The sequence below is a fragment of the Chelativorans sp. AA-79 genome, from assembly GCF_029457495.1.
Lineage (GTDB): Bacteria > Pseudomonadota > Alphaproteobacteria > Rhizobiales > Rhizobiaceae > Chelativorans.
On sequence record NZ_CP120361.1, the window covers coordinates 2,789,940 to 2,802,382 of the forward strand.

General features: G+C 63.9%; 10 protein-coding genes. 9 read left to right on the forward strand and 1 reads right to left on the reverse strand.

Translation table 11 applies throughout. The features are described 5' to 3' along the window. Positions 1-96 precede the first annotated feature (96 nt). The 9 genes from dusB (at position 97) to hflX (ending at position 11,605) form a co-directional block, all read left to right on the forward strand. Positions 97-1,122, forward strand: coding sequence for a tRNA dihydrouridine synthase DusB (gene dusB / locus PVE73_RS13560; RefSeq protein WP_277362759.1), 1,026 nt, complete (start codon positions 97-99; stop codon positions 1,120-1,122). Then, on the forward strand, positions 1,119-2,249 hold the full coding sequence (locus PVE73_RS13565; RefSeq protein ID WP_277362760.1) for a nitrogen regulation protein NR(II): 1,131 nt from the start codon (positions 1,119-1,121) through the stop codon (positions 2,247-2,249). Before dusB ends, PVE73_RS13565 begins: the two co-directional genes overlap by 4 nt. Then, positions 2,246-3,715: a nitrogen regulation protein NR(I) gene (ntrC, locus tag PVE73_RS13570; RefSeq protein WP_277362761.1), complete on the forward strand. Its 1,470-nt coding sequence runs from the start codon at positions 2,246-2,248 to the stop codon at positions 3,713-3,715. Before PVE73_RS13565 ends, ntrC begins: the two co-directional genes overlap by 4 nt. 122 nt (positions 3,716-3,837) lie before the next feature. Beyond that, positions 3,838-6,129, forward strand: a complete 2,292-nt coding sequence (locus PVE73_RS13575) for a PAS domain-containing sensor histidine kinase (protein ID WP_277362762.1) — start codon at positions 3,838-3,840, stop codon at positions 6,127-6,129. Continuing rightward, the gene (locus tag PVE73_RS13580) at positions 6,119-7,480 is read left to right on the forward strand and encodes a sigma-54 dependent transcriptional regulator (RefSeq protein WP_277362763.1); all 1,362 of its coding nucleotides are present in this window, start codon (positions 6,119-6,121) and stop codon (positions 7,478-7,480) included. Before PVE73_RS13575 ends, PVE73_RS13580 begins: the two co-directional genes overlap by 11 nt. A gap of 91 nt (positions 7,481-7,571) precedes the next feature. Further along, the gene (trkA, locus tag PVE73_RS13585) at positions 7,572-8,948 is read left to right on the forward strand and encodes a Trk system potassium transporter TrkA (RefSeq protein WP_277362764.1); all 1,377 of its coding nucleotides are present in this window, start codon (positions 7,572-7,574) and stop codon (positions 8,946-8,948) included. Between the two features lie 35 nt (positions 8,949-8,983). Beyond that, positions 8,984-9,850: a D-amino-acid transaminase gene (locus PVE73_RS13590; protein ID WP_277362765.1), complete on the forward strand. Its 867-nt coding sequence runs from the start codon at positions 8,984-8,986 to the stop codon at positions 9,848-9,850. Positions 9,851-9,976: 126 nt separating this feature from the next. Continuing rightward, positions 9,977-10,225: an RNA chaperone Hfq gene (gene hfq, locus PVE73_RS13595; RefSeq protein ID WP_011580951.1), complete on the forward strand. Its 249-nt coding sequence runs from the start codon at positions 9,977-9,979 to the stop codon at positions 10,223-10,225. Positions 10,226-10,306: 81 nt separating this feature from the next. Then, the gene (gene hflX / locus PVE73_RS13600) at positions 10,307-11,605 is read left to right on the forward strand and encodes a GTPase HflX (protein ID WP_277367454.1); all 1,299 of its coding nucleotides are present in this window, start codon (positions 10,307-10,309) and stop codon (positions 11,603-11,605) included. Positions 11,606-11,611: 6 nt separating this feature from the next. Here the strand turns inward: hflX and mazG are convergent, their stop codons facing one another. Beyond that, positions 11,612-12,433 carry a nucleoside triphosphate pyrophosphohydrolase gene (gene mazG / locus PVE73_RS13605; protein ID WP_277362766.1) on the reverse strand — a complete coding sequence of 274 codons (822 nt, stop codon included), beginning with the start codon at positions 12,431-12,433 and terminating at the stop codon, positions 11,612-11,614. Positions 12,434-12,443: the final 10 nt, after the last annotated feature.

A 12,443-nucleotide genomic window follows, 5' to 3' on the forward strand; every position in this document is an offset into this window, starting at 1 on the left:
AAAAGCCAACCGATTTTCTGTCATGAACGACGCACCCCATTGCGTCGCCTGCACAATATGTCTAGGAATTAGGCATCCAATATGGGTGCCTGATATTTGAGCAAAAATCCACCGCAAATCCTTTCCCTACCCCTCAAGGTCGGCTCGGTCCGTCTTCGCAACCGCGTCTTCCTTGCACCGATGTCCGGCGTCACGGATCTGCCGTTCCGCTTGCGCGCGCATGCCCATGGTGCCGGCCTGGTGGTGTCGGAGATGGTGGCGAGCGGTGAGCTTGCCAAGGGAAGGGCGGAAAGCGCCCGCCGCATCCGCCGCCGGCCCGAAATCGATGTTCACATGGTGCAGATCGCCGGGCGTGAAGCGCACTGGATGGCGGAGGCCGCCCGTATCGCGGCTGATGAGGGCGCGGATATCGTCGATATCAATATGGGGTGCCCGGCGAAGAAAGTGACTGGCGGTTATTCCGGGTCCGCGCTGATGCGCGAACCCGACCACGCACTTTCCCTGATCGAGGCAGTCGTGAGGGCGGTGAGCGTTCCGGTGACCGTCAAGATGCGGCTCGGCTGGGACGAGGATTGCCTCAACGCGCCCGATCTCGCGCGCCGCGCGGAGGCGGCGGGCGTCGCAATGATTACGGTTCACGGGCGGACGCGCTGCCAGTTCTACACGGGGCGGGCGGACTGGAAGGCGATCGCGCAGGTGAAACGGGCCGTTTCCATACCTGTCGTCGCGAATGGCGACGGCGACGGGCCTGCCGAGGCCGCCGGCATGCTCGAACAATCCGGCGCGGACGCGGTCATGATCGGGCGCGCCCATTATGGTGCGCCATGGAAGGCGGGCGCCCTGGCGCATGCGGCGGTGGGGAGCAGGGCGCCGGGCGTACCGGCGGGTACTGCCGAGACGGCCGATTATGTGGCGGCCCATTACGAGGACATGCTTTCCCATTACGGCACGGGGCAGGGCGTACGGCACGCGCGCAAACATCTGGGCTGGTATCTGGACCGCCACGCGAGCGCGGATGCGGCGTTGCGGCGGTCGATCATGACGGAGAGCGAACCGTCGAACGTGCTTCGCCTGCTCCGGACGGCCTTTCGAGACGGTTTTCGGCAGGGGCTTGCCGCATGAGCATCAAGACACCCGATGTGGCGCAGCTCGCCATCGATTCCATCGGCCATCCGGTCATCATGGTGGACGGGGAAGGGTTCTTCACCTTCGCCAATGCGGAAGCGGAGAACTTCTTCCGCCTGAGCGCGACGATGCTGACCCGCAACAGGCTTGCCGATTTCGTGCCGTTCGGCAGTCCGCTTCTCACGCTCGTCGACCAGGTGCGTGAGCGGCGCGCGCCTTTCAACGAGTACCGCGTGGACATCTCCTCGCCGCGGCTCGGACCGGACAAGATCGTCGACATCTACGTGGCGCCGGTTTCGGAGTTGCCGGGCTCCGCCGTCATCATGTTCCAGGAACGCTCGATGGCGGAAAAGATCGATCGGCAGATGACGCATAGGGGGGCCGCCCGCTCCGTGACCGGGCTCGCCGCCATGCTGGCGCACGAGATCAAGAACCCGCTTTCGGGCATACGCGGTGCGGCGCAGCTTCTCGAGCATGTCGTTTCCGACGAGGACCGGTCGCTTGCCCGATTGATCACCGAGGAGACCGACCGCATCGTCGCGCTCGTCGACCGCATGGAGGTGTTCTCCGACGAGCGGCCGGTCGACCGGGAGCCGGTGAACATCCATGTCGTGCTCGACTACGTGAAGGCGATCGCGCGCAACGGCTTTGCCAGGAACGTCAGCATCGTCGAGGAATACGACCCCTCGCTGCCGCCGATCCTCGCCAACCGGGACCAGCTTGTTCAAGTGTTCCTCAACCTCATCAAGAACGCCTCTGAGGCGATCGGCAACGCGCCCGGCGGCGAGATCAAGCTTTCCACCGCCTTCCGGCCGGGCATCCGCTTCTCGGTGCCGGGAACGCGCGAGCGGGTGTCGCTGCCGATGGAGTTCTGCGTGCACGACAACGGCCCGGGCGTGCCGGAGGACATCCGGTCGATCATCTTCGACCCCTTCATCACCACCAAGCAGAACGGCTCCGGGCTGGGTCTTGCCCTGGTGGCCAAGATCGTCGGCGCCCATGGCGGCGTCATCGAATGCGATTCCTCCACGCGCGGCACGACCTTCCGCGTTCTCATGCCTGCCTGGAGGGAGCAGGCGCCGGGGCGGCAGGAGGACAAGCAGAAAACGGACTTGAACGCATGAGCGCACATGGCAACATCCTGGTGGCCGATGACGATGCGGCCATCCGCACCGTTCTCAACCAGGCGCTGTCCCGCGTGGGCCATCAGGTCCGGGTGACCTCGAACGCCGCCACGCTCTGGCGCTGGGTGGCTGCCGGCGAGGGGGACCTCGTCATCACGGATGTCGTGATGCCGGACGAGAATGCTTTCGACATGTTGCCCCGCATCCGCAAGGCACGACCGGACCTGCCCGTCATCGTGATGAGCGCGCAGAACACGTTCATGACGGCGATCCGCGCGTCGGAAGTCGGCGCCTACGAATATCTGCCGAAGCCCTTCGACCTGACGGAACTGCTCGCGATCGTCGGGCGTGCGCTGGCCGAGCCAAAGAGCAAACCGGCCGAGCCGCGTGCGAACGATCAGCCCGATTCGATGCCGCTCATCGGCCGCTCGCCGGCGATGCAGGACATCTACCGCATGCTCGCCCGCATGATGCAAACGGACCTGACCGTCATGATCAGCGGCGAATCAGGCACCGGCAAGGAGCTGGTGGCGCGAGCGCTGCATGAGTTCGGGCGCCGTCGCAACGGCCCCTTCGTGGCCATCAACATGGCCGCGATCCCCCGCGACCTCATCGAATCGGAGCTTTTCGGCCACGAGAAGGGCGCCTTTACCGGCGCACAGCAGCGTTCTTCCGGCCGGTTCGAGCAGGCCGAGGGCGGCACGCTCTTCCTCGACGAGATCGGCGACATGCCGATGGAAGCCCAGACCAGGCTCCTGCGCGTGCTGCAGCAGGGCGAATATACGACCGTGGGCGGGCGCACCCCGATCAAGACGGATGTACGGATCGTTGCCGCCACTAACAAGGATCTGCGCGCGCTGATCAATCAGGGCCTCTTCCGCGAGGACCTGTTCTATCGCCTGAATGTCGTGCCGCTGCGTCTGCCGCCGCTGCGCGAGCGGGCGGAGGATATCCCGGACCTGGTGCGCCATTTCTTCGCCCAGGCGGAGCGGGAGGGGCTGCAGCCGAAGCGAATCGCCAAGGGCGGCCTCGACGCGATGATGCAGTATCCGTGGCCTGGAAACGTGCGCGAGCTCGAGAATCTCGTGCGGCGGCTCGCCGCGCTTTATCCGCAGGACGAGATCTCGGAGGAGGTGATCCTCAGCGAACTTTATGGCGGGTTGCCCGCCGCCGGCACACGCCCGGCGGACGGCGCAGTACAGGAGTTGCCGCTCGGCCAGTCGGTCGAACAATATCTGCAGCGCTATTTCCGAGGCTTCGGTTCCGCGCTTCCGCCGCCGGGCCTCTACCACCGCATCCTGGCGGAGGTGGAATATCCCCTTGTGCTCGCAGCGCTCGCGGCCACCCACGGCAACCAGATCCGCGCGGCGGAACTGCTCGGCGTGAACCGCAACACACTGCGCAAGAAGATCCGCGAACTTGGCGTTGATATCTACCGGACGGCGAAGCATCCTTCCCCCACCTGATCCGCAGCGGGGCGAACTCAATCCGGGTTTGCACAGGCCGCGACAAAGCCCGTTGCAAAATCGCCACATTGCGTTGCATATCTGCAACGCAATCGAAGGACCATTTGGCCGACGGGAGTGGGATGAGGACTGAGGGGCCAGCAACGGCCGAAAAGCCGAATCGTCGGCCGGCGCTGAACGAGGGTCGCCGCCTGATGGCGCTGCCAGGCATCATCGCCACCATCGTGGCGCTGATCACGGCTGCGATCTCGTTCACCGTGCTGCTCGGGCTCATGCAGCCCTATATCACGCCGGACGCACGCACCACGCTGGTGCTGATCGGCATCAATGCCGCTGTTGTCCTCGTTCTTCTCGGGTTGATCGGCCGCGAGGCGCATCGGATCTACGCCGCGCGCAGGGCGGGCAAGGCTGCCTCCCGGCTCCATGTCCGCATCGTCGCGATGTTCTCTCTGGTGGCTGCGATTCCCGCGATCCTCGTCGCCGTCGTCGCGTCGGTCACGCTCGATCTCGGGCTCGACCGCTGGTTTGAGCTCAGGACGAGGGTGATCGTGCAATCCTCGCTCTCCATTGCCGAGGCCTATGTGCGCGAGAATGCCAGGAACCTGCAGGGCACCACGCTCTCCATGGCGATCGACCTCGACCGTTTCCGCACGCTCTACAATCTCGACCGCATGGGATTTCGGCAGCGTCTCACGCAGCAGGCCATTGCTCGCGGGCTTGCCCATGCGGTGCTCATCCGCAGGGACGAATCGGTCATCATGGGGGCCGACATCTCCGAGCCCACGACCATTCCAGCGCCGCGGCAGAACGACATGGAGGCTGCCGCCGAAGGCCGCCCGGCGCTCTTTACGCTGCCGCCGGGCAATCTCATCGGCGCCATCGTGAAGCTTCAGGAGATCCCCGATGCCTTCCTCTACACGTCACGGGAGCTCGACCCGCAGGTGATCAAGGCGCAGCGCCTGGTGGCGGCCAACACGGATGAGTACCGGTCTCTGGAGCAGAACCGCTTCAGCACCCAGGTCGCCTTTGCCTTGCTTTATCTCGTGGTCACGCTGGCCATCGTGCTCGCAGCCATCTGGACCGGCATTGCCGTGGCCGACCGCCTGGTGCGACCGATCCGGCAACTAATCAGCGCTGCGGACGCGGTCTCCATGGGCAATCTGGACGTGGCAGTCCCGGTGCGCAGTTCCGACGGCGATGTCGCCTCGCTTGGGGACACGTTCAACAAGATGACGTTCCAGCTCAAGACGCAGCGGGACCAGCTCATTTCCGCCCGCGACACGATCGACGAGCGCCGCCGCTTCACCGAGGCCGTGCTTTCCGGTGTAACGGCGGGCGTCATCGGCGTGGATGCCGACGGGATCGTGTCGATCGTCAACCGATCCGCCGAGACCATGCTCGCCATCAACAGCGACAGGGTGACTGGAAAGAACCTCTCGGCGGTGCTGCCGCAGATCGGCGCGGTCTTCGAGACGGGGCGCGCCCCGGGACGACGCGTCTATCGCGATCAGGTGACCTTCTATCGCGCCGGCGCAGAGCGTACCTTCAACATCCAGATCACCACCGAGGAGGCTGTGGGCGAGAGCGACGAGCGGTCCTATGTCGTGACCGTGGACGACATCACCGATCTGGTGCAGGCGCAGCGCTCCACCGCCTGGGCGGATGTGGCGCGCCGCATCGCGCATGAGATCAAGAATCCCCTGACCCCGATTCAGCTTTCCGCCGAGCGCATCCGCCGGCGCTTCGGAAAGGTGATCACCGAAGATCGCGCGATCTTCGACCAGTGCACCGATACGATCATCCGCCAGGTGGGAGACATCGGCCGTATGGTGGACGAGTTTTCCGCCTTTGCACGTATGCCCAAACCCGAGATGCAGCGCCTCGATCTGCGCGAACCTCTGCGGGAAGCCACGTTCCTGATCGAAGTAAGCCGGCCGGATATCAGGATCGAGAACGACCTGGCCGATCAGCCGCTGATCGGCCGCTTCGACACGCGGCTGATGAGCCAGGCCTTCGGCAATGTCATCAAAAATGCCGCGGAGGCGATCGATGCCGTGCCGCAGGAGGAGCGTCGCGGGGGTGTCATCAAAATCTCGGCGCGCAACACCGGGCAAAGCATCGAGGTACTGGTCATGGACAACGGCAAGGGCCTGCCGCGGGAAAATCGGCAAAGACTGCTCGAGCCCTATATGACGACGCGGGAAAAGGGCACGGGGCTCGGCCTTGCAATCGTCAAGAAGATCATAGAGGACCACGGCGGCTCGCTGGAGTTGCTCGATGCGCCGCAGCGTTTCCACGGCGGCGTCGGCGCGATGATCCGAATGGTCCTGCCGGTCACGCCGGCGGAAGAGGATAACGGGGCTGGGGCGGACAATTCTGTGAAAAGGACGGTAAGGGTCGACAATGGCGTCTGACATACTGGTCGTCGATGACGAGGAAGACATCCGCGAGCTCGTCGCTGGCATCCTGAGCGACGAGGGGCATGAAGCCCGTACCGCGGGCAACAGCGATGCAGCACTCGCGGCGATCGCCGAGCGCGTGCCTCGTCTGGTGCTCCTCGATATCTGGCTGCAGGGTTCCACCCTGGATGGCCTGGCGCTTCTCGACAAGATCAAGGAGATGCATCCCGGTCTTCCGGTGGTGATGATCTCCGGCCACGGCACGATCGAGACCGCCGTCTCCGCCATCAAGCGGGGGGCCTATGATTTCATCGAGAAGCCCTTCAAGGCCGATAGGCTGATCCTGATCTGCGAACGCGCGCTCGAGACCTCGAAGCTGCGCCGCGAAGTGCTGGACCTGAAGAAGCGCAGCGGCGAGACCTTCGATCTCATCGGCAATTCGGCGGCGATCAACCATCTGCGCCAGATCATCGAGCGCGTCGCGCCCAGCAACAGCCGCATCATGCTGATCGGACCCTCCGGTTCTGGCAAGGAACTCGCGGCACGGGCGATCCACGTCCTTTCGGGCCGCGCCGGCGGTCCCTTCGTGTCGGTCAATGCGGCCTCGATCACGCCGGAACGCATGGAGATCGAACTCTTCGGCACCGAATCGAACGGTGGAGAGCGCAAGGTGGGAGCGCTGGAGGAGGCGCATCGCGGCACGCTCTATCTCGACGAGGTGGCCGACATGCCGCGCGAAACGCAGGGCAAGATCCTGCGCGTGCTGGTCGACCAGCAGTTCGAGCGGGTAGGGGGCACGAAACGGGTCAAGGTGGATGTGCGCATCATCTCCTCCACCGCGCGCAATCTGGAGCGCATGATCGAGGATGGGCGTTTCCGCGAGGACCTCTATCACCGCCTGGCGGTGGTGCCGGTCGCCGTGCCGCCGCTTTCGGAACGGCGCGAGGACATTCCCGTCCTGGTCGATCACTTCATGCGGCAGATCACGACACAGGTGGGTATCAAGCCGCGCCGTCTGGGCGAGGACGCAATGGCTGTGCTGCAGGCCCACGACTGGCCGGGCAATATCCGGCAGCTTCGCAACAATATCGAGCGCCTGATGATTCTCACGCGCAGCGACGATGGGGATTCCCCCATCACGGCCGACCTCCTGCCGGCCGAGATCGGCGACGTGATGCCGCGTGTGCCGACCCAGTCGGACCAGCACATCATGGCGCTGCCATTGCGTGAGGCGCGCGAACTCTTCGAAAAGGAATATCTTCTGGCGCAGATCAACCGATTCGGCGGCAATATCTCGCGCACGGCCGAGTTCATCGGCATGGAGCGTTCCGCTTTGCACCGGAAGCTGAAATCGCTGGGCGTCTAGGGTCAATGGTAACAGCGAATAGAAATTCAGGAGGGGAACGGCATCTCATTCCCTGTTCCCTGATCGCTTTTCGCACTGAGAGAACCAACGCATGAAGGTCATCATTTGCGGCGCGGGGCAGGTGGGCTACGGCATCGCCGAGCGGCTCGCGGCGGAGCAGAACGACGTCTCGATCATCGACACCTCGCCCGACCTCATCCGCACCGTGCGCGATTCTCTCGACGTGCGCGGTGTCGTGGGCCACGGCGCGCATCCCGACACATTGGCCGCGGCGGGCGCGCAGCAGGCGGACATGCTCATCGCGGTGACCCTCTTTGACGAAGTGAACATGGTCGCCTGCCAGGTCGCCCACGCGCTCTTCAACGTGCCGACGAAGATCGCCCGCATCCGCTCGCAGGCCTATCTGCAGTCCCACTATATGGATCTGTTCTCGCGCGAGCACCTGCCGATCGACGTGATCATCTCGCCCGAGCTCGAAGTGGGCGAGATGGTGCTGAGGCGCATTGCCCTGCCGGGAGCGACGGATGTCGTCTCCTTCGCCGACGGGCACGTGGCCATGGTCGCCATCGAATGCCAGGAGGAATGCCCTGTCATCAACACGCCGCTGTCCCAACTCACCGAACTCTTCCCCGATCTGCCATCCACGGTCGTCGGCGTTTCGCGCGGCGGCCACCTTTTCGTGCCGCGCTCCAGCGACCAGCTCATGGCGGGGGACATGGCCTATGTGGTCACCACCAAGGAGCAGGTGCGGCGCACGCTCGGCCTTTTCGGGCACGACGAGAAGGAGGCGACGCGGATCGTGATTGCTGGAGGCGGCAATATCGGCCTTTATGTCGCCCGCGCCATAGAGCAGAAGCAGACCCGCACGAAGGTGAAGCTCATCGAGCACAACCGCGCCCGCGCGATCACGATCGCCGACCAGTTGCGGCGCACCGTGGTTCTCAACGGCAGCGCGCTGGAGCAGAAACTGCTTCTGGAAGCCGATATCGATCACGCGGACCTGATGGTGGCGCTCACCAATGACGATCAGGTCAACATCCTCTCCAGCGTCATCGCAAAGCAACTGGGCTGCAAATCGAACCTCGTCCTCATCAACAATCCCACCTATCACGATTTCGCCAGGACGCTCGGCATCGACGCCCATGTCAATCCGCGTGCGGTGACCATCTCCCGCGTGCTGCAGCATGTGCGCCGCGGGCGCATTCGCGCCGTGCACAACATCGACCGCGGTGCCGCGGAGGTGATCGAGGCGGAGGCGCTGGAGACCTCGCCGCTCGTCGGTCCGCCGCTCAACGAGCAGGACCTGCCGGACGGCATGCGGATCGGCGGCGTCTGGCGCGAGGGTCAGTTCATCCGGCCGAGCGGTATCCTGCGGATCAAGCCCAAGGACCGTGTCGTCATTTTTGCGCTTGCCAGCGCGGTGCGGCAGGTGGAACAGCTTTTCCGTGTGAGTCTGGAATTTTTCTGACCGGCCCCGCTGGGCCTTTTTCGAGGGAGCCTGGAATGCCGCGCATCGCCTATGTGAATGGCCGCTATGTTCGCCACGCGGAAGCCGCCGTTCACGTCGAAGACCGGGGATATCAATTCGCCGATGGCGTCTATGAGGTTTGCGAGGTGGCGCGGGGCTACATCATCGACATGACCCGTCACCTCGACAGGCTCGGCCGCTCTTTGCGGGAGCTCGAGATCCGCTGGCCGATGCACCGGGATGCGCTCGAATTCGTGTTGCGCGAAGTGGTGCGTCGCAACGGCGTCACCGACGGCCTCGTCTATCTGCAGGTGACGCGCGGTGTCGCCCCCCGTGATCACTTTTTTCCCTCGTCCGAAACAAAGCCGGCGCTCGTCATTACCGCCAAGCAGCTCGATCCGAGGAATGCCGCCAGGCGCGCCGAAACCGGCGTAAAGGTCATTACGGTGCCGGAAAACCGCTGGGACCGCGTCGACATCAAGACGGTCGGACTCCTCCCCAACGTGCTCGCCAAGCAGAAGGCACGGGAAGCCGGGGCCGCCGAGGCTTGGTTCGTCGACGGCGACGGCCTGGTGAAGGAAGGCGCTTCCACCAACGCCTGGATCGTGACCGCCGACGGAAAGCTGGTCACCCGCCCCGCCGATTTCGGCATCCTTCGAGGCGTGACCCGCGCCACAGTGATGGAACTCGCGGCGAACATGGGATTGGAGGTGGAGGAGAGGGCGTTTTCGGTGGAGGAGGCGCAATCGGCCCGCGAAGCCTTCATCACGGCGGCCTCCACCGTGGTGATGCCCGTGGTCGATATCGACGGTCGTCCGGTGGCGAACGGCCATCCGGGTTCCCTCACGCTGTCGCTCAGGCAATCGTTTTTTGACGTTGCGGAAAAAAGTCCTGCCTGTTAACCCAATCCGATGAGCCGATGCGTGAGAGGCGTTCGGCGGGCGCGGCAGGAGGGCAGTTGCCGTGCTTGACAGGGCGTGGCTAATTTTGCGCTACTGCCGGCAAAGCGCAGGGGATGAAAAACAAAAATGGCGGAACGTTCCCAGAATCTGCAGGATCTGTTTCTTAATACCGTTCGCAAGAGCAAGAACCCGCTGACGATTTTCCTGATCAACGGCGTGAAATTGACTGGTGTCGTGACATCGTTCGACAATTTCTGCGTTCTTCTGCGCCGGGACGGCCACTCGCAGCTCGTTTACAAGCATGCCATCTCCACGATCATGCCGAGCCAGCCGGTCCAGCTGTTCGAGGCGGAGGAAGGCAGTCGGGAAGGCTGATTGGCTGAAGAACCGCAGGCCGGCAGAGAGCCGCGTGACCGGGACGGAACCGGCACGGAGGACCGCACAAAGGCTGTCGTCATAGCGCCGATAATTTCGGCGCGAGGTCGCGTGCAAGCCGACGAGGGCGCCCAGCGCACGCATATGCCGCTTTCTCCGCAGGCAAAGCTGGAGGAGGCGGTCGGACTGGCCGAAGCGATCGATCTCGACATCGCCCATAGCGAAGTCTTTGCCCTTGCCCAGCCGCGGCCGGCGACGCTTATCGGCGCCGGCAAGGTGGACGAGCTGGCCACCATCGTCGCCGAGAAGGACGCTGAGCTCGTTATCGTTGACCATCAACTGAGCCCGGTGCAGCAGCGCAACCTGGAACGCAGCTTCAAGGCCAAGGTCCTCGATCGGACGGGGTTGATCCTGGAAATCTTCGGGCGTCGTGCCCGCACCAAGGAAGGGCGGCTTCAGGTCGATCTTGCCCATCTCGAATACCAGCGCGGCCGGCTGGTGAGGAGCTGGACCCACCTCGAGCGCCAGCGCGGTGGCGGCGGCTTCATGGGCGGTCCCGGCGAAACGCAGATCGAAGCCGACCGCCGACTCCTGCAGGAACGTATCCTGCGCATCCGGCGCGAGCTGGAAACCGTACGGCGGACACGCGACCTGCATCGGGCGAAACGGCGCAAGGTGCCTTTTCCCGTAGTCGCCATCGTCGGCTATACGAATGCCGGCAAGTCAACGCTCTTCAACCGGCTCACCGGTGCGGCCGTGCTGGCGGAGGACATGCTGTTCGCCACGCTCGATCCCACACTGCGGCGCGTCCGCTTCCCGCATGGGACGGTCGTGATCCTTTCCGATACGGTTGGCTTCATTTCGGATCTGCCGCCGCATCTGGTGGCGGCCTTCCGTGCCACTTTGGAGGAGGTGGTCGAGGCCGATCTCGTCGTCCATCTGCGCGATATTTCCGACCCCGACACGACGGCCCATGCCGCCGATGTGGAGCAGGTGCTGGCGAGCCTCGGGGTGAATGCCTCCGACACGAACCGCGTCATCGAGGTCTGGAACAAGATTGACCGGCTAAGCGAGTCCGATCGCGAGAGGCTCCTGCGCCAGGAGGCCGACAGGACAGCTCACGTGGCAATTTCCGCCATCACGGGCGAGGGGATAGACACGCTGATGGCGCTGATCGAGGAGCGGCTCTCGGGCGCCGTTCAGGAAGCTTCCTTCACCCTTTCGCCGGGCCAGATGGGGCTGATGGACTGGATATACCGGCATGGCGACGTGACCGGCCGGGAGGATCACGAGGACGGGAGCATCACCGTCCGGATTCTTGCAACTCATGCAGCACGTGAAGAAATAGAACGAAAATTATCCAACGATAAGAGGACGTAACGAAGGTTACTTCATCTTCTTCGCGCGCTGCCAAAGCTCTTCCATTTCCGCCAGAGATGCTGTGCCCAGCGGTTTTTCAGACGCCTTGAGATCGCGCTCGATGGCGTGGAAACGGCTTCGGAATTTATCGTTGGCGGCACGCAGCGCGTCTTCGGGATCGATGGCCAGATGCCGGCCGAGATTGACCATTGCAAAGAGGAGATCGCCGAATTCCTCAGCGATGGCCTCGTCGGCGTCTCCATCCAGTTCTTGGCGAAGCTCACCGATCTCCTCCTCGATCTTATCGAGGATAGGGCGAGCGGCGCCCCAGTCGAAACCGACGCGAGCTGCTTTTTCCTGAAGCTTGAGCGCGCGCATCAAAGCGGGCAGGGCGACGGTCACATCGTCAAGATAGCCGCGCCCCTGCGTCTCGTCCTCCTTGGTCTGCCCGCGGCGCTCCCGGCGCTCGGCCTTTTCCTCGGCCTTGATGCGCTCCCACATGCCCTTTGCCATGCCAGCCTCACGCGCGTCGGCGTCGCCGAAGACATGGGGATGACGGCGGATCATCTTTGTCGTGATGGCCTCGACCACGTCGCCGAAATCGAAGCGATCTGCTTCCTCTGCCATGCGCGCATGGAAGACGACCTGGAGCAGTAGGTCGCCCAACTCTTCCCGCAGATCATGCATGTCGTTGCGCTGAATGGCATCGAGTACCTCGTAGGCTTCCTCGATCGTGTAGGGCGCGACGGTGGAGAAGTTCTGTTCCACGTCCCAAGGACAACCCGTCTCGGGATCGCGCAGCGCGGCCATGATCTCGACGAGGCGGGAGATGTCCTTGGAAGGCTTCATATGGGGGCTC